Origin of the sequence: Rhodococcus sp. IEGM 1408 (assembly GCF_033142235.1) — a bacterium.
GTDB lineage: Bacteria > Actinomycetota > Actinomycetes > Mycobacteriales > Mycobacteriaceae > Dietzia.
Genome location: NZ_JAWLRW010000008.1, coordinates 22,833 through 43,040 on the forward strand (window position 1 = coordinate 22,833; position 20,208 = coordinate 43,040).

A 20,208-nucleotide genomic window follows, 5' to 3' on the forward strand; every position below is an offset into this window, starting at 1 on the left:
CAGGACCGCGCCCCGTCCTCGCGCTCAGTTCCCGCCTAACTCCGATGTGTAGCCTCGGCGACTCCATGCACCCATCAACGTGAGGAGATCGAGTGCGCAGGAGTAAATGGCAGGTGGTCGCGGTCGCGGCCGGGTCCGTATTGATCGCGGCGGGTTGCAGCGCCCCGGGCGACGACGACGAGGCGGCGCAGAGCGAACCGACGGCAGCGGCCGAGCAGGCCGACCCGAATGCCGACCCGAATGCCGACCCCGGGCAGGGTGGCGCGGGCCCGGACACCGCCGACATCCCGGACCCGGTGGCCGAGGTCAACGGGACCGAGGTGACCAAGAAGGAGTTCGTCTCGGTCTTCCAGAGCCAGTACGCGCAGATGGAAGCGCAGGCGCAGTCGACCGGGCAGCCGGTGGACTCCGACGAGCTCAAGAAGCAGATCGTCGAGGGGCTGGTCGGCAGCGAGTTGCTGCGGCAGGAGGCCGCGACCCGCGGTCTCAAGGTTTCCGAACCCGAGATCGACAAGGCGCTCGCCGGGTTCGCCCAGGCCAACCAGGCCAGCACCGACGAGTTCATCGCGGCGATGGGCGAGCAGGGGATGAACCGCGACGACGTGTTGGAGCAGATCGAGAAGCAGCTCCTGGTGGAGAAGCTGATCGTCGACGAGTACGGCGAGTTCTCAGTGACCGACCAGGAGGTCGAGGCCGGGTACCAGCAGTTGGCCCAGCAGCAGGCGATGTCCGGCGGCGGTCAGTCGGGCGGCGGGCAGCTGCCCCCGCTCGAGCAGGTCCGCGGCGAGGTCGAGAAGCAGCTGTTGTCCGAGCAGCAGGCGCAGGCCATGCAGAAGTTCTCCGAGGAGCTTCGCCGGGATGCGGACGTGACCGAACACCTCTAGAGCCCCGCCCGGGCGTGGTGAGATCAGGGGCATGACCCGACACCGGCAGATTCTCGCGGCAACCACGAGGCTGACCGCGGCGGTGGCGGCGGCGGTGGCGTGCGTGGTGGTCCTCGGCGCCTCCGCGGCCGCAGCGCAATCCGGAGCACAGCCCCCGGTGCCGGTGTCGCCGCCCGGTCTCGGGCCCGCCGGCACCTCGACGGTCCACGGCGACGCGGCCTCCACCGACACCCTCCCCGGGCGGGGACCCGGCGCGACCCCCGCCATCGTCGGTGGGCTCACCGGCGCCACCTGCTCGACCGTGTTCGTGGGCTCCGACGGCATGCCGGTCGCGCTGTGCACGTCCTATGTGGGACTCAACCCGCCCACCCCGCTCGCGCCGACCGTCAAGCTCCTCCACCCGGACACCGCGGCGGTCCTGGCCGAGGTGCAGCTGGCCAAGGGCGCGCTCCTCGGCGGCGTCTACGGCTACCTCGACGACCGCGACCGGGTGGTGGTCGCTGACGGCAACCGCAGGCTCCTCGCCGTCGGGCACCACCGCGACCCGGACGGGACCTGGCGGATGACGGTCGAGGTCATGGCCGACCTGACCGCGGCCGTCCCACCCGGCGACGCGGTCACCGGCCTGACCCCGGCCTTTGACGGGCGGGTCTGGTTCGCGACGTCGGGCGGGGTGGTGGGAACCGTGCGACCGGGCGACGACGGGGTAAATGACGACGACGACGAGCTGCGCACCCTCGCCCTGCCGGCAGGGGAGAAGATCACCAACGGGCTGACGGCCCGGCCGGGTGGCGCCTCGGTGATCACCACCCGCGCCCTCTACGAGATCGATGTCGAGGCAGACGGGACGCCGGTCGTGCGCTGGCGGCACGGCTACGAGGTGGGCCCGGCGCGCAAGCCCGGCCTGCTCGCGCACGGATCGGGCACCACGCCCACCTACTTCGGCCCCGATGACTCGCTGGTGGCGATCACCGACGATGCCGACCAGCCCGATCTGATCGTCCTGCGCCGCGACGACGGCTCGCAGGTGTGCCGGATGCCGGCCTTCGCCACCACGCTCGCCCCGGATTCCGTGGCGCCCGACGGCGTGCTGATCGAGGGGCCCGCGGCCACGGAGAACTCGATCATCGCGTTCTCCGGCGCATTGGTGCTGGTCAACACCTACGGCTTCGAGTACCCGCCGTTCGCCGTCGACGGACCCGCCGTTCCAGCCTCCGCGCCGTACACCGGCGGGATGACCCGCATCGACGTGCGCGCGGACGGCGCTGGAGATGCGGACGGCTCGTGCGGTCGCGCGTGGACCTCGCTTACTCGGACCGCGTCGCTGCCCAAGCTCACCACCGGCGACGGCCACATCCACGCCCTGGCCTACGGCCCGCCCGGGGCGCACCCCGCTCTGGACCATCCCGCTCTGGACCATCCCCTTCTTGCCCAGGGGCTGGCGCAGAAGTTCGGCCCGGTGGACGTGACCTCCACAGATGTGGAGACCGGCCGAGAGGTCATGCGCGGCTTCGTGGGCCACGCACCGCTGGACGAGCCGATGGAACTCACCGGCACCATCGTCTCGCGCGGCGACGCCCCGGGCGTCATGTGGCAGCCCACCCTCACGCGGATGCTCCGCATCGGCCCGCCCTAGGACGCCGTTGGCGGACCTCCCACCGCAGTCGGCGGACAGGATTCGCGAGAAATCGGCCCTGGAGCGGGCCAGATGTCCGCCGACTGGGAGGTGAGGTCCGCCAACCGCGGGGGAGCGGGGCTCTATTCGGTGGGGCGGACGACCGCCACCGCGCACGGCGCCGTCTGGAGCAGTCGCCGGCTGACCGAACCGAGCAACAGGCCGGCGAATCCGCCGTGCCCGCGGGACCCGGTGACCAGGAGTGCAGCCCCCGCGGCTTCGTCGGAGATCGTGGTGGCGGGCTCGCCGACCACGAGGACCAGGTCGACGGACACCCCGGGGTGCCGGGCCTCGTGCGGGGCGAGGGCGTCGGTGACCTCCTGCTCGTCCTCGGCGAGCACGCTCTCGGCCAGCGTGTCGAGGTCGAACAGCGAGGCACCGGGCAGCTTGGGGACCTCGACCGTGTGGATCACGCGCAGGGTGGTCCCACGCCGTTCGGCCTCGGCGAAGGCGAAGGCGACGGCGGGATCACCGGCCGGCGAGCCATCGGCGGCCAGCACGACCGGGCCGCCGCTGGGGGCATCCGGAGTGCTCGAGGTGTCGGGAGTGCGCGGGGCCTCGGGAGTGTGCGGGGTGATCACGATGACGGGGCAGGCCGCGTGCTCGACCACGCCGGCGGAGGTCGAGCCCATCGCGAAGTCCTCGCGCGGGGTGAGCCCGCGGCTGCCGACGATGACCGCGGACGCGCGGCGGGAGGCCTCGACGAGAGCGCTCACCGGGCTGTCGGCCACCACGTGGAAAGTGGCCGGGACGTCGGCGGTCAGCTCGACCAGCTGGTCGCGCATGGCGCCCTCGACGTTCTCGCGGGCGGTCTGGTCAAAGGCCACCACGCGGCCGACGGCGCGGTCGGCGGAGATCACTTCGAGAGTCGCGCCGTGGTCACGGGCCCACGAAGCGGCCCAGGCCACGGCCCGGCGGGCATCCTGCGAGCCGTCGTAACCACACACGACCGGTCCGATGACGGTCTCCGACATGGCGTCCTCCTGCTCGTTGGTTGCCGGTCAGCCTAGTCGGCGCCGTTGCCGCGACGCATCGGGGACGGCCCCAGACCGGAATCGATCCCATTCTGGAGTAATTCCAGATTGTGGGCTATGGTGGTGCTCATGACAACGGAGTTGGGAGACCCCGGAGCGCTGCTCCGGTCGGCCGGGCTGAGGGTCACCTCTCCGCGGCTCGCGGTCCTCGCCGTCGTCGATAATCGTCCCCACATCGCGGCGGAGGACGTCGCCGCACAGGTGCGGGAGCGTCTGGGCGCGGTGTCCACGCAGACCGTCTACGACGCGCTGCGGGTGTGCACCGAAGTCGGGCTCATGCGCCGGATCGAACCGGCCGGCTCCCCGGCGCGGTACGAGCGACGCACCGGGGACAACCACCACCACCTCGTGTGCCGGCTCTGTGGCCAGATCGAGGACGTCGAATGTGCGATCGGGCATGCGCCCTGCCTGCAGCCCGAACGGGACCACGGCTTCGAGATAGATGAAGCAGAGGTCAACTACTGGGGCATATGTCCCGAATGTCAGGCGGCGCGAGCCCTTCTCGTCGCAGACTGAGAATCCAGACCACTCCCGCACCATCACCCGACCCTGACGAGGAGTAACCCAAGTGAGCACTCATCCCGCCGATCGCGGCGTACGCAACTTCGCACCCAACGCTGCCACCACCACCGACAGCGGCCAGCCGGTTCCACACGACGAGTTCAGCGCGCAGGTGGGCCAGCAGGGTCCGCAGCCGATCCACGACTTCTATCTGATCGAGAAGCTCGCCCACTTCAACCGGGAGAACGTCCCCGAGCGCATCCCGCACGCCAAGGGCTCCGGAGCCTTCGGCCAGTTCGAGACCACCGAGGACATCTCGGACATCACCTGCGCCGGCCTGTTCCAGAAGGGCGTCACGACGCCGATGCTGGCCCGCTTCTCCACCGTCGCCGGTGAGAAGGGCAGCCCGGACACCTGGCGCGACCCGCGTGGCTTCGCCCTGAAGTTCTACACCGACGAGGGCAACTACGACATGGTCGGCAACAACACGCCGGTCTTCTTCATCCGCGACGCCATCAAGTTCCCGGACTTCATCCACTCGCAGCGCCGGAAGAACGCCTCCGGCCTGCGCAACCACGCCATGCAGTGGGACTTCTGGACGCTGAGCCCCGAGTCGACCCACCAGGTCACCTGGCTCATGGGCGACCGTGGCATCCCCGCCACGTGGCGTCACATGGACGGCTTCGGCTCGCACACCTACCAGTTCATCAACGCCTCGGGCGTGCGCAACTGGGTCAAGTTCCACTTCAAGACCAACCAGGGCATCGAGTTCCTCACCCAGGCCGAGGCGGACAAGCTCGCCGGGGAGAATGCCGACTACCACCGCGAGGATCTCTACGAGACGATCCGCAAGGGTGAGTTCCCCTCCTGGGACCTGCACGTCCAGGTGATGCCGGTCGACGAGGCGGACAACTACCGCTTCAACCCGTTCGACCTCACCAAGACCTGGTCGCAGAAGGACTACCCGCTGCGCAAGGTCGGCACCATGACGCTGAACCGGAACCCGCAGAATCACCACGCGCAGATCGAGCAGGCCGCGTTCGCGCCCACCAACATCGTCAAGGGCATCGGCTTCTCGCCGGACAAGATGCTGCTGGGCCGCGTCTTCGCGTACCCGGACATCCAGCGCTACCGCATCGGTGCCAACTACCAGCAGCTGCCGGTCAACTCGCCGCTCTCGCCCGTCAACTCCTACTCCAAGGAGGGTGGCATGCAGTACGAGTTCCCCCACCCGGCGCAGGCCGAGTATCACCCCAACACGATCGCCGGCCCCACCGCCGATCCCGCCAAGGCCTTCGACTTCGGCGAGTGGGACACCAAGGGTTCGCAGATCCACCGTGGCGACGTGACCCCGCACATCGAGGACACCGACCAGGTGCAGGCCACCACGCTGTACCGCGACGTGCTGGACGACGCGGCCCGTGACCGGCTCGCCTCGAACATCGCCGGCCACGTCAGTGCGATCGATCCGTCCGAGACCGAGCTGCTCGGCCGCGTGTACGCCTACTGGGCGGCCGTCGACACCGGCCTGTGCGAGGCGGTCAAGACCCGCGTCGAGGCCGGCCCGCGCGGTAATCACCGTCTGCAGGAGTGATCAGCCGGCAGGCCGGCAGCGCCTGACTGCACGATCCGATCCGCTTTCACGACCCGGCACCCGGGTCAGAGAGGAGGCCATCCATGGCCACTGATACCAGCTTGTTCACCTCATTCGTCCCCGCCGAGGCGCAGGAAGCGGTCGCGGGCGCCCTGCAGGAGTCGCTCGTCGACCTGATCGACCTCTCGCTGGTCGCCAAGCAGGCGCACTGGTCGGTCGTGGGCCCGCGCTTCCGGAGCGTCCACCTCGCGCTCGACGAGGTCGTCACCGACGCCCGTGCGTTCACGGACGAGGTCGCCGAGCGGGCGACGGCGGTGGGCGTCAGCCCGGATGGCCGCTCCAAGACGGTCGCGGCCAACACCGCGCTCGACGAGATCTCGGCGGAGTTCGCGTCCGACGACAAGATCGTGCTGGTCATGACGGAGGCCCTCGAGGCCGCCATCAAGCGGATCCGCACGAACATCGGGAAGGTCGAGGCCGACCCGGTGACCGAGGACCTACTGATCGGGATCAGCGGTCGGCTGGAGCAGCTGCACTGGATGTGGCAGGCACAGTCGGTCTGATGACCACGACGGCGTGAGCGCGCCGGGCGTCACGACGGCCCGGTGACAGAGCCCGATCCCGCGACCTGCGGGATCGGGCTCTGCTGTGTTCGGGCTCAGCTGTGTTCAACCGGCCCGGACCACCGCGAGGGCGTCATGGTCGGCGATCGCCCGGCAGGCGCGGCGGATGAGGAGCGCGAACATCTCATCGCCCCGCGCGGTCCGGGTGCCGTACATCCAGCCGAAGATCCCGACCACTGGCGTCTGCAGCAGTCCGTAGACGTAGTCGTCCCAGCACGCCTCGAGCGAGTAGTCGGTCACCCCGTGTCCCATCAGCGCGCGGTGGTAGTCGGCGACGATCCCGCGCTCGGCTGCCCGGCGATCCCCGACCTCCAGGCTCGATCCCAGGAACCCGCCCAGGTCGCGCCCGGGCAGCCCGACGGTCAGGGTCTGCCAGTCGCAGGCCAGGGACGCCGCACCTCCGGAGGGGTCGATCAGCATGTTGTCCGCGCGGTAGTCGGAGTGCAGCAGACCGAACCGCTCGGGCCGGCCGTTGGCCCACTGCGCGATGAGCGGGGCGATCTCGGACATGATCTGCCGTTCCTCGTCGTCGAGACGGTCGCCGAGTTCGGCCAGGAAGGCCTCCAGCGCCGGCCCGCCGAGCTCCTGCAGGGTGACGTTGTCCTCCACCGACGGCCAGGAGAGTCCGCCGATATCCCGGAGCGTGGGATCGCACCACCGCGGGCCGTGCAGCCCGGCGAGGTTGACGGCGCAGTCACGGGCGTCGTCGACTGTCAGGCCGGCGAGCTGATCGCCCTGGACCAGCGGCGTCGCGTCGTCGAGGATGAGCGTGAAGTCGCCCTCCCGCTCCCCGAGTGCGGCAAACCGGCAGCGCGGAACGCGCACGGCGACCGTGGCGGCCAGTTGGGAGAAGAACAGCACCTCGCTGCGGTACACGCCGTGCAGCAGTGGGCGCATGCCCTCGTCGGGGTTCGGGAGTTTGACGAACAGGGTCCGCGGCAACCCGTCGCCGTCGACGTGCGCGAGTACGCAGCAGCCGATCTGGCCGGTGCCCACGGCCTCGGTCCGCACCGACCTGACCTCGGTGCCGAGGGCCTCGGACAGCCACTCGGCGGTCACCTCCTCCGGGGTGCAGACAACCGCGGGGCTCGACTGGATGCTGGTCATGACGGGGTGTCCTCACGCTGGTGGAATCGTCCGGGGTTGGGATCGAGATGGGCGAACCGGCCGGGGTCCCGCCGCAGGCGCCACGCGGCCAGCACGGGGGCGAGCTCATCGGGAGTCGCGCCGTGCAGCACCACGGAGTCCGCGCCGAGCGCGAGCTGGCCCTCGATGCGGTCCGCGCAGTGCTCCGCGCTGCCGACCGCGGCGCAGGCCAGCCACTCGTCGGGCAGCACGTCGCGGGCGTGGCGCAGCAGGTCGAGGTCGTCGGCGGCGTCGAGCGCGCCGGAGTACGCGGACAGGCGCTCGTCGGCGCGGAACTTCTCGAGCCCGGCCGGATCCCAGCCGTTGACGCGGACCAGCACCTCCCCGTAGCCGGTGAGGTAGGTGGCCAGGCGGCCGACGAGTTTGCGCAGCCGCGCGGTCTCGTCGAGTGAGTCCTCGATGGTGGCCATCACCGACCACACCCGGACCGCCGCCGGGTCGCGTCCGGCGCGTTCGGCGGATTCGCGGACCAACCGAATCGATCTGGCGACCGCCGCGTCGGACATGAAGGTGTGGAGGACGACCCCGTCGGCGATCCGTCCGGCCAGCCTGAGCGAGTTGTCGCCCATGGCCATGAGGAGGATCGGGATGTCCTCGTCGAAGGAGGAATCCTGCACGAGGTACGGATACTTGCCCGCCGGGCCGTCGTGGCCGATGACCGCGCCGCCGCTCCAGAGCGTGCGGTAGATCCCGATGGCGTCCTCGAGCTGCGCCGACGTGACGTGCGGCAGGCCCATGATGTCGAACAGCAGCGGGATGCCCCGGCCCAGCCCGAACGCGTACCGGCCGCCGGACATCCGGTGCAGCGTGGCCGCCATCGTCGCGGTGGACAGCGGGTGGCGGGTGTTGTGGTTGGTCGCGGCGGTGCCGACGCCGATCCGGGTGGTCGCTGCGACGGCGGCGCCCGCCATGACCCCGGCGTCCTTGAGGGCGAAGCGTTCCGACAGGAGGATCGAGCCGAGCCCCAACTCCTCCGCCCGGGCGGCCTCCGCGATGAGGTCGGCGGGTGAGGCGCTGTGCCCGGCGAGGCCGTAACAGGCCAGCTCGGACATCAGCGGTTCGGCGGTGTCGTGGTGGGGCATAGGGGCCTTCCGGCGGTCGGGGCTCCGGCTCGCCGGATGTGACACCTGTCACATTAGCTGCTCGGCGCCGGTTCCCCCGGTCGATCCGGCGCGTGAGATCCGCCTCCGCGCGAGCCGCCGCGAAAGCCCCGCGACCCCGCGAGCCCCGCCCCGCTACAGGCCCAGGACCGCCCGCGCGATGAGGAAGTACACGATCAGGCCGGTGGCGTCGACGAACGTGGTGATGAACGGGTTGGAGAACACCGCCGGGTCGGCGCGGACGGACTGGGCGAGGATCGGCATCATCCCGCCCACCGTCGCGGCGATGGTGCACAGCGCCAGCAGCGTAAGCCCGATGACCATCCCCAGGTCGGCGCCGTAGATCAGTCCGGTGACCGCCCACCCGGCGGTCCCCAGGACCAGACCCAGGGTCGCGCCGGTCCGGACCTCCAGCAGCATCACCCGCAGTACGTCCCGGGGACTGACGTCGCCGAGCGCCAGGGCCCGGGTCACGGTGGTGGCGGCCTGGTTGCCGGTGTTGCCGCCGGTGCCGATGATCAACGGGACGAACAGCGACAGCACCACCACCTGCTCGAGGGTCGCCTCGAACACCTCGAGCACCTGCACGGTCAGCGCGGCACCCAGCGCCAGCACGAGCAGCCACACCACGCGGGAGCGGACCAGCGAGCGGACGGGCGTCGTGAGGTAGGGACGACGCAGTGGCTCGGAGCCACCCTGGCGGGCGGTGTCCTCGGACTCGGCGTCCTCGAGGACCCGCAGGGCGTCGTCGAACGTGAGGATGCCGACGAGGCGGTACTCCTCGTCGACCACCGGCAGGACGATGAGCCGCTCCTCCGCCGACCGGCGCGCGGCCGTCTCCGCCGACTCGCGGGCGCGGGCGGTCACGGCCTCGTTCATCAGGGCGCTGATCGGGGTGGCGGGGTCGGCGCGCATCACCGTGCGCAGGCCCACGATCCCCACCAGTCGGCGCTGGCCGTCGGTCACGGGCAGGCCGTAGATCGTCTCGACGTCGTCGATCCGGCGCTGCACCCGCTCGAGGGTCTCGCCCGCGGTGGTCTCGGGGTGGGTGGTGACGAACTCCGGGGTCATCCGGCGACCCACCGAGCCCGCCGGGTAGTCGAGGACGGTGTCGGTCAGCGCCTTCTCGTCCGCGGAGAGCCCGCGCAGCAGCCGGGTCGCGAGGTTGGCCGGCAACTCGTCGACGAGCCCGGCGCGGTCGTCCGGGTCGAGGTCGGCGAAGATCTGGCTGACGCGGTCGGCCTGGAGTCCGCGGATCAGCTCGGACTGCACCGGCGGGTCGAGCGCCTCGAACACGACGTGGGCGGCGCCCTTGGACAGCAGCCGGAACAGCACCGCCCGGTCCTTGGCGGTGCTGCGTTCGAGGATGTCCACGACGAGCCACGGCGGCATGCCCTCGACCAGCGAGGCCGCGCCGTGGAGGTCCTCGCTGTCCAGGAGGGCGTCGATCCTGCGGGCGGCCGAGGCCGGGTCCCGGAGGGTCTCGGTGGACCGGGGTCCCGAATCCCGGGCGCCCCGGGCGCCCCGGTCCTCGCTGCGGTCACCGGACGGGGCCACGTCAGCCCTCCTCGGCGATGTCGTCGTAGGCGGTCCGCGGGTCCAGTCGGCCGTCCGAGCGGTAGGCGGCCCGGGCGAGTGTGATGGAGGCGACCGACGTCACGACCACCGTCGCGACCAGAGCCACCAGGGCCGTGAGGAGGGAGTGCCACCGGAATCCCGCGGTGAGGTCGTTGACGTAGGCGGCGATGACGAACATCATCATCCCCAGGCCGGTGGCGACGGAGAGGATGTTGATCCGGGTCAGCGCGTCGCCTGCCCGGGACATGGACACCGCGGCCACGAGGAAGCACAGGGAACCGAGCAGTGCGGGCACACCGATCAGCAGGTCCGAGAGCACCGAGCCGCCCATCGCCGTCACCTCCGTCCCCGCGACAGCAGTCGCGCCAGCGCGATCGTCGACAATACGCCGATGAGTGAACCGAGCATCACCACGTCCAGTGCGACGGCCGAGCTCTCGCGGATCACGAACATCACGAACAGCGCCAGGGCGCAGAAGTAGCTGAGGTCGGCCATCACGGCGCGGTTGGCGTCACCCGGGCCCCGGACCGCGCGGATCGCCGCGACCAGCATGCTCGCCGCGACGATAACGGTGGACACCGCCAGCAGTACGGACAGCAGCGTGCTCATGAGCCATCCCCTCGTAGAACGGTGAGCGGGGAGATCACGGTCGCTCACCTCGCAGGACGGACAGGACCCGGTCCTCGGTCTGCGCGAGCAGCTCGATCATCTCCTCGCGCGGCCCACCGAGCACCACGTGGACCCACATCTCGTCGTCGCCGATGACGGTCACCAGCGTCCCGGGGGTCACCGTGATGGCCCACGCCAGCGCCGTGACCTCGACGTCGGTGCGGCTGCGCATGGGATACCGCACCAGCACGGGTGACCCGATCGGGCCGGGGGTGAACGCTGTCAGCGTCAGCGCCCACGACGAGACCACGACGTTCCACAGCAGCCAGGCCAGCACGAGCGGGGCCCGTAGGACGCGGCCGATCACGACCCGCCCCCGATGGTCGTGGCGGTCAGCGCGTCGTCGGCGCCGCCGGGCAGGACCTCGGCGCCGCCGGGCAGGACCTCGGCGCCGCCGGGCAGTACTCCGCCACCGAGCACCGCGTCGACGTACCCGTCGGTGTCGACCAGCCCGGCCACCGCGCGGTCGACCTCGGGGGCCACCGCCCCGTAGCCCAGGAAGAGCGCCACCGAGACCGCGACGAGTGCGCCACCGGGCACCAGCAGTCGCGCCGGCACGCGGGGGGTGCTGCGCCTGTCGTCGTCGAGCCCCAGTCCGCCGTCCCGCTGGTCGTCGTCGATCACGGGCGCGATCGGGCCCGGGCCACCGCGTGCGCCCCCGCGCCACATCACGCCGCCCCACAGCCGGAGCATGGCCACCAACCCGATGAGCGAACCGAGGAGGACGACGACGAGGGTGGCCACCCCCCACGCTCCGCCGGTCGTGACGGCGGCGGTGAGGACCTCGAGCTTGCCGATCAGTCCCGAGGTGGGGGGCAGTCCGACCAGTGCCGCGATGGCCAGCGCCAGGAGCACGCCCAGCGGGCGTTCCTTGTGCCACAGTCCGGACAGTCCGCCGAGCTCGCCGCTGCGGTAGACGTGTTCGGCGGCGCCGATGAGCAGGACCAACGCGCCGATGGTGACCATGTGGTGGAGCATGTAGACGATCGCCCCGCCCGGCGCCTGCGCCACGGCGAGCGCGGCCAGGATCACGCCGACGCCGGAGACCATCTGCCAGGCCAGGATCTCGCGCGCGCCGACGGGCGCGGCCGAGGCGACGGCGCCCCAGAGGATCGTCACCAGGGCCACCACCAGGATGACACGACCCCACGTGGGGTCGAGGTCGAACGCGGTGGCCCAGATCCGGATGATCGCGTAGAGCGCCACCTTGGTGTGCAGCGCCGAGAACAGGGCCATCACCCCGGCCGAGGTGCCGGGGTAGGTGCGGGGAAGCCAGCCGTGGACGGGGACCGCGCCGGCCTTGATGCACAGCGCCATCACCACGATGCCCAGGGCGGCGGCGACGCGGCCGTCCTCGGCCGCCGCGCCGGCGAGAACGGCCAGGTTGACCGTCCCCGCCGTGGCGTAGACGAAGGCCACGCCCGCCAGCAGCAGGGTGGAGGTGAGCAGGTTGATCACCACGAACAACCGGCCCACGCCCAGGCGTCGCCAGGTGCCCGTCATGGCGATGAGCGCGTACGAGGGCAGGAGCATGACCTCGACGAAGACGAACAGGTTGAACAGGTCGCCGGTGAGCAGTGCGCCGTTCGCGCCGGCCAGCAGGAGCAGCGCCAGTGGGGCGAAGTACCGGCTGCGGTCGAATTCACCGGTCTGTGCGCAGAACGCGAGGGCCGTCAGGGCGACCACGCCCGTGGCGGTGAGCATCAGGGCGGTGAAGGCGTCCGAGACGAACGGGATCGCCACGCCGGGGACGAAGCCGCCGACCTGGGTGGCGATGACGGGTCGGGAGTGGTGGTGCACGAGCAGGGCGAGGCCGGCGACCAAGGTCGCGGCGGGGACCACCAGGGACAGCACGCGCCCGAACGCCCGCGCGGGGACTATCGCGGCGAGTGCGGCGGCCAGCACCGGCACGGCCGCCAGCAGAGGGAGGAGCAGGGCGGTCACGTCTCGTGCTCCTCACCGGTCGCGGGGATCTCGTGCGTGTCGTCGTCGCGGCTGACGACGGCGAGGGAGAGCATGAACACGGTCACGGCGAACGCGATCACGATCGCCGTGAGGACGAATGCCTGCGGCAGCGGGTCCGCGGACACCTCGGCGCTGTTGACCCCGGCCAGGGGCTCGGCCCGCCATGCGGAGACGCCCGCGGTCAGCAGCATGAGGTTGACCGCGTGGGTGAGCAGGGACAGACCGAAGACCACGCGGACCATGCCGCGTTGCAGCATCAGGTAGACGCCGCCGGCGGTCAGGACGCCGATCATCAGGGCGAGGGTCATCGCGTGGCCTCTTCGATGTCGGTCCCGGTCCCGGTCCCGGTCCCGGTCCCGGTACCGGTCTCGCTCTCGGTCTCCGCGCCGCGCGGGCCCCGTCCGCGCGGGCCCTGTCCACGGGGACCGTTCACCGGACCGCCCCGGCGGGCCGTCGGTGTGTCGGGGCCCGGCACCACCTCGGCGGGGGACCGGCCCGCGCCGAGGGTGTTGAACGCGGTCATGACCAGCCCGAGCACGCCCGCGAACACGCCGAGGTCGAAGATCAGCGCGCTGGTGATGTGCTGCCCGGCGACGTACCAGTGGGCGGGCTCGAGGAACTGTCCGAGCCCGTACCCGCCGACCCCGGTGAACCCGGCCACCAGGAGTCCGCCCCCGATGAGCGCGACGGGGGTGGAGGGCTTGCTCACCGGCGAGTCCGACTCGCGGGCGAGGTAGATGAGCGCGAACGCACACGACGCGACCAGTGCCGCGATGAAGCCGCCGCCGGGTTCGTTGTGGCCCCGCCACAGCAGCATCACCGAGACCACGGCCAGGATCGGGGTCACCCCGCGGGCGAGCAGGCGCAGCGGCGCGGTGTTGCGGATGGCGTCCTCGATGGCGTCGGCGGCCGACCCGGTGCTCTGCTCCGTGCCGGGTAGCTGGTCGTGATCCGGCGGGGGCTCGATCGCGGCGGCCGTGGCACGGACCGAACCGAGGACCGCGAGGATCGCGATCCCGGCCACGCCGAGTACGGCGACCTCCCCGAAGGTGTCCAGCGCGCGGAACTCCACGAGGATCGTGTTGACCACGTTGCCGCCGCCGGTGATCTCGGGCCCGTTCTCGAGCAGGTACATGCCGAGCGGGGAACGCTCACGGCGCCCGGTGAAGACCAGGGCGGCGACCGTGGCGACGACCCCCGAGAGGACGGCCAGCGCGATGGCGGCGGTGTGGCGCCCACGCGTGGGGGCGACGAAGTCCCGCGGCAACCGGCGCAGGATCAGCATGAACACGATGATCGTCAGCGCCTCGACCAGCAACTGGGTGAGTCCCACATCCGGCGCGCCGAGCCCGAAGATCTGGATGGTCACGGCGATACCGACCGCGGAGAGCAGGACCACCGCGGCCAGGCGGGAGCGCGCCGCGCACAACCCGAGGACGGCCACCACGATCACCGCGAGCAGGATGACGTCGATCGCCCGGTCGAGGCCGCCGACGCGCGGCGGGATGCCGGCGCCGGACGCCAGCGCCCAGCCGCCGAGCCCGATCGCGTACACGCACACGGTCGCCAGCAGCGCACCGACGTGGCGGGCGGGCGAATCCGACGCGGTGGGGCGGACCAGGGCCCGGCCCGCGCGGTTGGTCGAAGCCATGAGGGACTCGAGGGCCGAGGCGCCGGTGAACGGCAGCAGGTCGCGGTCCAGGGCCCGGTCGACGATTCCGCGCCGCCAGACCAGCAGGGCGCCGACGGCCAGGATGAGCGCGGTGAGGCCCAGTTCGAGGGTGAACCCGTGCCACAGGGTGAAGTGGGCCTCGTGGGTGAGGTCGTCGATGACCGCCGGGAACGACGGGGAGCCGTACCTGGCCGCGGCTCCGGGCTCGACCGGCGGCCATCCGAACGGGCCCGCCGCCGCCTCCGCGATCGCCGACATCGGCACGTCGAGCACCCACACCGCCAGCGCGACAGGCAGCCCGATCACGGCGGGCAGGGCCGCGGGCAGCCAGAGCCTCACCGGGGCCTCGTGGACCGTCGAGACATCACGGACGGCGGCGGGGCCCCGGTCACCCGCGCGACCGCGGGAGTACACGCCCAGGAAGCCGCCCATGACGATGCGAGCGCAGTAGAGGAAGGTCAGGATCGCCCCGACGACGGCCGCGGTGAGCAGCGCCGTCACCGCCACGGGATGTCCCCCGGCCACGTCCCCGAACGCGACGAGCATCGACTCCTTGGAGACGAATCCCAGTGTGGGCGGGACGGCGGCCATGGCGGCGGCGCCCAGGACGACTGAGCCGAACGACCACGGCATCCGCCGCCAGAGCGGGCCGAGCTCGCGGATGTCGCGCGAGCCGGCCTCGTGGTCCACCACCCCGACCAGCATGAACAGCCCGGATTTGAACAGCGCGTGGGCGAGCGTGTGCAGCGCGGCGGCGGCGAGCGCCTCCTGGGTCCCCACCCCGATCGCGGCGATGATCCAGCCCAGCTGGCTGACGGTGGAGTACGCCATGAGCTGCTTGAGGTCGGTCTTCTGCAGAGCGAACACCGCCGCCATGACCGCCGTGCCCATGCCCACCGAGACCAGCAGCGCGTTCCACACCGGCACGTCGTGGAAGGCGGGCGAGAACCGCATGAGCAGGAAGATGCCCGCCTTCACGACGGCCGCGGCGTGCAGGTACGCGCTGACCGGGGTGGTCGCGGCCATGGCGTCGGGCAGCCAGAAGTGGAACGGGAACTGGGCGGACTTGGTGAACGCGGCCACCGCCACGGCCACCGCCACGGCGGCGGTGAAACCCGGATCCGTGGTCCACACCTCGTGTGCCAGGGCCTCGGAGATCGACGTGGTTCCGGTCCGCAACCAGATCGCCACCACCGCCGCCAGCAGCACGAGCCCACCGACGAACGTCACGGTCAGCGTTCGGAACGCGGCGGCGAACGCGGCCCGACCCGAGTTGGCGATCAGGGCGAACGACGCCAGCGACGTCAGCTCCCAACAGACGAAGAGCAGCACCAGCGAATCGGTGAGCACCAGCCCCAGCATCGAGACCGTGAACAAGGTCATGAGCTGGAAGAAACCGTAGTGCTGGATCCGACGGACGCCCCCGGTGGCGGCGTCCGGGACCGAGCGGTCGAGATACGACGACGAGTAGATCAACACGATCGCGCCGATCACCAGCGCGAGCATCGCGAACAGCAGCCCCGTGGGGTCGGCGAAGACGTCCAGGGTCCAGTCGCGGGCGGGCACCCAGGGCGCGTGAACCACCTCAATGGGCATCCCCGAGGCGATCAGTCCCAGCTGCGGCAGCAGCGCCAGCGCGCCGAGGAGGTAGAGCGCCGCGAGCGGCCAGCCCGCACCCCGGCCGAGCCACCGCGTCAGTGGCCACGCCAGCAACGTGGCCAGGCCGGCGAAGGCGATCGCCAATACCGGGCTCAGGACGGGGCTCATGGCTCCTTCCTGCGGCGCGGACTTCGGCTCGGGCTGCAGCGCGGACTGCGGCGTGGGTTGCCACGTGGACTACGGCGTGGGCTGCTGCATGAACGGCGGGCGGGCGTGACGAGGACGTGGGGCGAGTTTACCAACCACCTCGGACCCGGATGCGGGGGCGTGCCGGATGACCTGCGGGAACGTCTCCGATCTGCGGTTACCATCCGGACATGACCCCCTCGGAGACCCCCTCGGAGACAGCGGACACCGGCGCCACGGCGCACGCAGACTCCTCGCCGGACCCCTTGCCGGATACCGACGTCCTGCCGGTGACCGACCCCGGACCAGGCGACCGGCCAGCATCAGAGCAGTCCGACCAGCAGTCCGACCAGCAGTCCGACCAGCAGTCCGACCAGCAGTCCGACCAGCAGGCCGACCGGCCGGGGACGGAGCGGCCCGCCCGCCCGAGCGGGAGGCGGGGCGCGGGCCCTGTCCGCCGGATCCTGGGCCTGGCGCTCATCGTCCTGCCGCTGATCCTGGCCGCGCTCTGGGCCGTGGTGGGTCCGACCCCTCAGCAGGAGGAGGCCGCACCGGGTGCGGGCGGCCCGCTGAGGTCGGCGTTGTCAGAGGCCTCGGCCAACTCGTCGTTCACTGTGGCCGGGTCCGAGCAGTTGCGCTCGGGTTCCTCCGACCTGGCCGACGGCGCCGAGCAGCTGCGGTCGGGGAGCGAGGAACTGGCCACCGGCATGGAGCAGCTCCAGGCGGGGATGGGTCAGGCGGGGACGGGCGCCACCGAGTTGGCCGGAGGGGTCGGTCAGGTGGTGGGCGCGGTCCGCGGCGTCGCCGTGATCCAGGGGCAGGTGTCGACCGCGATCGACGACGCCCTGTCCCGGCTCCAGGGGGACGCCCCCGAGGTCGTCCGCGCCCGCGAGGCGCTCACCGGGCTCAAGGGCCAGCTCGCCAGCCAGGGCATGGACCAGAACACCCTCAGCGGGCTCGATCAACTGGAGGGCGGGGCCGACGAACTCGCCCGGCAGCTCTCCGCACCCGGCGCCCCGTTACGCGACGGGATCTATGAGGCCACCCGGGGATCACGTGAACTCGCCGGCGGCGCCGCCGAACTGGCCGACGGCGCGGGCAGCCTGCGCGACGGCGCCGCGAGCGTCGCCGACTCCGCCGGCCGCACCCAGGAGTCGATCGGCAAGACCGGACGGGCCCTGGCCGCCGAACAGGGAGACGCGGGAACCGCCGCCGCGGTGGCCGCCGACGACTCGCAGCGCCGCACCTCCGCCGGGATCCTCGCGGTGGCGGCCGCGGCGGTCCTCGGGGCGCTGCTAGTCCAGTTGGTCCGCCGGCCCGGCAACCCGATCGCCGAGACCGCACTCGCGCTGGTCGTGCTGACCGCGGGCCTGTCCGCGTGGGCGCTGGCCACCGCGGAGGCCCCGTCCGCAGCCGGAGCGGCTGCGGTCGTGGGCCTGGTGGCCCTCGTCGTCGTCGCCTCCAGCGCCCTGTGGCACGGACTCGTCACGGTCCTCGGGGCGTGGCCCGGCCGCCTGGTCGGAGTGGTCCTGGCAGGGGCCTCGATCGGGGTGGCGTGGTGGGTGTGGGTCGCCGGCGGCGCGCCCTCGGCGGCCGTCGCGATCACCTCGGGGACCACGGCCGGGCAGGCCACCGCCGCGCTCGACGCCGTGCTGCTGGCCGGCCCCACCGCCGTGGCCTGGACCGGAGCGGCCGTGCTCGCCGCGGTGGCCGTGTGCTCGATGCTCGCCGCGCGGTTGGCAGGGACAAGGCAGACCGCCCGCCTCACCTGACGCAGACCGCCCGCCTCACCTGAGCCCCCAGTCGGGGACAGGGAGACGGGCGGTGCGGGCTGGCGGTGTCCGCGCAGCCTAGGGGAGCTGCCCGGCGCCGGGCGCGACCTCGAACGGGGCGTCGACGCCGCCTCCGGTGAGCATGGGCACGTCAAAGACGAACTCGGGGATGGCGAACGCGTCCACCAGGGTGCGGGCCTTCCCGGCGAGCTTGGTGCACAGGCGGTTCCGGGCCGAGGTGGCGGCCTTGGTGCGTTCGGTGGTCAGCCGGTTGTGCTCGAGGAACCAGCCCTTGTCGCCGTCGACGATGTCGAGCACGTAGAGGTCGCACAGCATCCCCAGGACCTCCTTGGCCTCCGGGTCCTCGCAGGAGTCCACGGACTCGGCGAAGCGGGCGAACACCCAGCTGTCCATGTGGGCGCGGCCGGCCTGCAGGAGGTGGTCCTGGGCCGAGTTGAACACCTTGAACGCCGCCGAGCCGTCCTGGCCCTGCGCCTTGCGCAGCCGGCGGGCGACGGTCTCCAGCAGGTGCTCCTCGCGGTCCACCAGCAGCTCCAGCTGGTTGCCCCGGTCGAGCAGGTCGGTGTTCTCACGGTCGGTCACCGTGTCGACGAGCTTCTGCCACAGGGTGGACGCCCGGGCCTTCTCCTGCACCACGTCGACGGCGGTGCTGAGGGCGAACGCGACGGTCTCGCGCTGGTCCATGTCGCCGAACTCCGCAGCGTAGGAGCTCAACAGCTCCTTGCCCACCAGCTGCGTGAGCACGATGTTGTCGCCCTCGAACGTCGAGAAGACGTCGCAGTCCTTGCGCATCTCCGTGATCAAGTTCTCGGCCATGTACCCGGCGCCACCGCAGGCGAGGCGGGCCTCGATGATGGTGTCGTTGGCGAACGCCGTGACGGTGGCCTTGATGCCCGCCGCGTGGGTCTCCATCTCGCGGCGACGGACCTCGTCGAAGGCCTCGGGGTTCTTCTCGAACTCGTGGAGCTCGGCGATGATCGCGTTCTGGGCGCACGCGTAGGCGTAGGCGCGGGCGACCCGTGGCATGAGCCGGCGCTGGTGCTCGCGGTACTCCAGCAGCGGGATGCCCGTGCCGGTCTCCGGGTGGTCGAACTGGCGGCGCCCCAGCGAGTACCGCACGGCCAGCGCCAACGCGGTGCGCGCTGACGCGCCGGCGGCCGCGCCCACCGACACCCGGCCGCGGATGAGCGTGCCGAGCATGGTGAAGAAGCGGGCGCCCACCGAGTCGATGGGGGAGGAGTACTCGCCGCTGGCGTCGACGGCCCCGAACCGGTCGAGCAGTGCCTCGCGGGGGACGCGGACGTGGTCGAAGCGGATGCGGCCGTTGTCCACGCCGGGCAGACCGCCCTTGTGGCCGTGGTCGGTGGTGGTGACGCCAGGCAGGTCGTTGCCGGCCTCGTCGCGGATCGGCACGAGCAGACAGTGCACACCGTGCCGCAGGTCGTCCCCGTTGTCGGCGGAGGTGATGAGCTGGGCGAACACGGCGGCCATCCGGCCGTCCCGGGCCGCGTTGCCGATGTAGGCCTTCTCCGCGCTGGGGGTGGGGGTGTGGATCACGAACTCGCCGGTCCCGCGGTCGAACGTCGCCGTGGTCTCCAGGTTCTGCACGTCAGAACCCCCGCCGATCTCGGTCATGGCAAAGCAGCCGAGCAGGTCGAGCGACATTACGCCCGGCAGGTACTTCTTGCGGGTCTCGGAGTTGCCGAGGTTGGCGATGGCCCCCCCGAACAGGCCCCATTGCACGCCGGCCTTGACCATCAGGGACAGGTCCAGGTGACCCAGCATCTCGAACGAGGTCAGCGCCCCGCCGGTGTCGCCCGTGCCACCGTCCTCCTCACGGAAACCCAGCCCGGGCATGCCCGAGTCGGCCAGGCGCTGGAGCTGGGCCAGCACGTGGTCGCGGTGCTCCTCCATGGTCAGCCCGATGGGATTGAGCATGTCCGGGGTCATGGCTTCGCGCGTGAACCTGCGGGCCTCGGCCCAGTGGCCGTCGAGGACCTTCTGCAGTCCTGCGGCGAGGGCGGCGTCACCGGGGCCGGTGCTGGTGGTCCGGCCGTAGTTGGGACGGTCCACGGGGGGAGTCAGGGGTGAGGCCCCGGGGGCGGCGGCGTTCTGGACGTCGGTCTCGGAGGTCATGGACCAGACTCTACTTATTCCGAGAACTGACGTGCACCGGAAGTCCGCACCGG

17 protein-coding genes are annotated in these 20,208 nt (G+C 71.6%); 6 read left to right on the plus strand and 11 right to left on the minus strand.

Going from position 1 to position 20,208, the window contains the following annotated elements; all coding sequences use genetic code 11:
* Window positions 1-92: 92 nt before the first annotated feature.
* Both R4P08_RS13285 and R4P08_RS13290 read left to right on the plus strand, forming a co-directional pair.
* Window positions 93-884 carry a SurA N-terminal domain-containing protein gene (locus R4P08_RS13285; protein WP_317814370.1) on the plus strand — a complete coding sequence of 264 codons (792 nt, stop codon included), beginning with the start codon at window positions 93-95 and terminating at the stop codon, window positions 882-884.
* A 31-nt stretch (window positions 885-915) separates the two neighbouring features.
* Window positions 916-2,520 (plus strand): hypothetical protein, encoded by a 1,605-nt coding sequence (locus R4P08_RS13290; RefSeq protein ID WP_317814371.1) that lies wholly within the window; start codon window positions 916-918, stop codon window positions 2,518-2,520.
* A gap of 122 nt (window positions 2,521-2,642) precedes the next feature.
* On the opposite strand, the gene R4P08_RS13295 is transcribed toward R4P08_RS13290, so the two are convergent.
* Window positions 2,643-3,533, minus strand: coding sequence for a universal stress protein (locus R4P08_RS13295; protein WP_317814372.1), 891 nt, complete (start codon window positions 3,531-3,533; stop codon window positions 2,643-2,645).
* A 129-nt stretch (window positions 3,534-3,662) separates the two neighbouring features.
* On the opposite strand from R4P08_RS13295, the gene R4P08_RS13300 reads away from it, so the two are divergent.
* The 3 genes from R4P08_RS13300 to R4P08_RS13310 all read left to right on the plus strand — a co-directional run bounded on the left by R4P08_RS13300 (window position 3,663) and on the right by R4P08_RS13310 (window position 6,251).
* Window positions 3,663-4,109, plus strand: a complete 447-nt coding sequence (locus R4P08_RS13300; protein WP_317814373.1) for a Fur family transcriptional regulator — start codon at window positions 3,663-3,665, stop codon at window positions 4,107-4,109.
* 52 nt (window positions 4,110-4,161) lie between these two features.
* Window positions 4,162-5,688, plus strand: coding sequence for a catalase (locus R4P08_RS13305; protein ID WP_317814374.1), 1,527 nt, complete (start codon window positions 4,162-4,164; stop codon window positions 5,686-5,688).
* Window positions 5,689-5,771: 83 nt separating this feature from the next.
* Window positions 5,772-6,251 carry a DNA starvation/stationary phase protection protein gene (locus R4P08_RS13310; protein ID WP_317814375.1) on the plus strand — a complete coding sequence of 160 codons (480 nt, stop codon included), beginning with the start codon at window positions 5,772-5,774 and terminating at the stop codon, window positions 6,249-6,251.
* A gap of 105 nt (window positions 6,252-6,356) precedes the next feature.
* Here the strand turns inward: R4P08_RS13310 and R4P08_RS13315 are convergent, their stop codons facing one another.
* The 9 genes from R4P08_RS13315 to mbhE form a co-directional block, all read right to left on the minus strand.
* Window positions 6,357-7,418: an aminoglycoside phosphotransferase family protein gene (locus R4P08_RS13315; RefSeq protein WP_317814376.1), complete on the minus strand. Its 1,062-nt coding sequence runs from the start codon at window positions 7,416-7,418 to the stop codon at window positions 6,357-6,359.
* Window positions 7,415-8,539: a TIGR03857 family LLM class F420-dependent oxidoreductase gene (locus tag R4P08_RS13320; RefSeq protein ID WP_317814377.1), complete on the minus strand. Its 1,125-nt coding sequence runs from the start codon at window positions 8,537-8,539 to the stop codon at window positions 7,415-7,417. The genes R4P08_RS13315 and R4P08_RS13320 overlap by 4 nt, the downstream gene beginning before the upstream one ends.
* A gap of 153 nt (window positions 8,540-8,692) precedes the next feature.
* Window positions 8,693-10,006, minus strand: coding sequence for a magnesium transporter (gene mgtE, locus R4P08_RS13325; RefSeq protein WP_317814536.1), 1,314 nt, complete (start codon window positions 10,004-10,006; stop codon window positions 8,693-8,695).
* 109 nt (window positions 10,007-10,115) lie between these two features.
* On the minus strand, window positions 10,116-10,466 hold the full coding sequence (locus tag R4P08_RS13330; RefSeq protein ID WP_317814378.1) for a monovalent cation/H(+) antiporter subunit G: 351 nt from the start codon (window positions 10,464-10,466) through the stop codon (window positions 10,116-10,118).
* 5 nt (window positions 10,467-10,471) lie between these two features.
* Window positions 10,472-10,744, minus strand: a complete 273-nt coding sequence (locus R4P08_RS13335) for a monovalent cation/H+ antiporter complex subunit F (RefSeq protein ID WP_317814379.1) — start codon at window positions 10,742-10,744, stop codon at window positions 10,472-10,474.
* 34 nt (window positions 10,745-10,778) lie between these two features.
* The gene (locus R4P08_RS13340; protein WP_317814380.1) at window positions 10,779-11,111 is read right to left on the minus strand and encodes a Na+/H+ antiporter subunit E; all 333 of its coding nucleotides are present in this window, start codon (window positions 11,109-11,111) and stop codon (window positions 10,779-10,781) included.
* Complete coding sequence (locus tag R4P08_RS13345; RefSeq protein WP_317814381.1) at window positions 11,108-12,748, minus strand: proton-conducting transporter membrane subunit; 1,641 nt, start codon at window positions 12,746-12,748, stop codon at window positions 11,108-11,110. The genes R4P08_RS13340 and R4P08_RS13345 overlap by 4 nt, the downstream gene beginning before the upstream one ends.
* Window positions 12,745-13,077 carry a cation:proton antiporter subunit C gene (locus R4P08_RS13350; protein WP_317814382.1) on the minus strand — a complete coding sequence of 111 codons (333 nt, stop codon included), beginning with the start codon at window positions 13,075-13,077 and terminating at the stop codon, window positions 12,745-12,747. The genes R4P08_RS13345 and R4P08_RS13350 overlap by 4 nt, the downstream gene beginning before the upstream one ends.
* Window positions 13,074-16,208 carry a hydrogen gas-evolving membrane-bound hydrogenase subunit E gene (gene mbhE, locus R4P08_RS13355; protein WP_317814383.1) on the minus strand — a complete coding sequence of 1,045 codons (3,135 nt, stop codon included), beginning with the start codon at window positions 16,206-16,208 and terminating at the stop codon, window positions 13,074-13,076. Before mbhE ends, R4P08_RS13350 begins: the two co-directional genes overlap by 4 nt.
* Before the next feature lie 209 nt (window positions 16,209-16,417).
* On the opposite strand from mbhE, the gene R4P08_RS13360 reads away from it, so the two are divergent.
* Complete coding sequence (locus tag R4P08_RS13360; RefSeq protein WP_317814384.1) at window positions 16,418-17,998, plus strand: hypothetical protein; 1,581 nt, start codon at window positions 16,418-16,420, stop codon at window positions 17,996-17,998.
* Between the two features lie 78 nt (window positions 17,999-18,076).
* Here R4P08_RS13360 and R4P08_RS13365 read toward each other — a convergent pair whose 3' ends face one another.
* The gene (locus R4P08_RS13365) at window positions 18,077-20,155 is read right to left on the minus strand and encodes an acyl-CoA dehydrogenase (protein ID WP_317814385.1); all 2,079 of its coding nucleotides are present in this window, start codon (window positions 20,153-20,155) and stop codon (window positions 18,077-18,079) included.
* Between the last annotated feature and the right edge of the window lie 53 nt (window positions 20,156-20,208).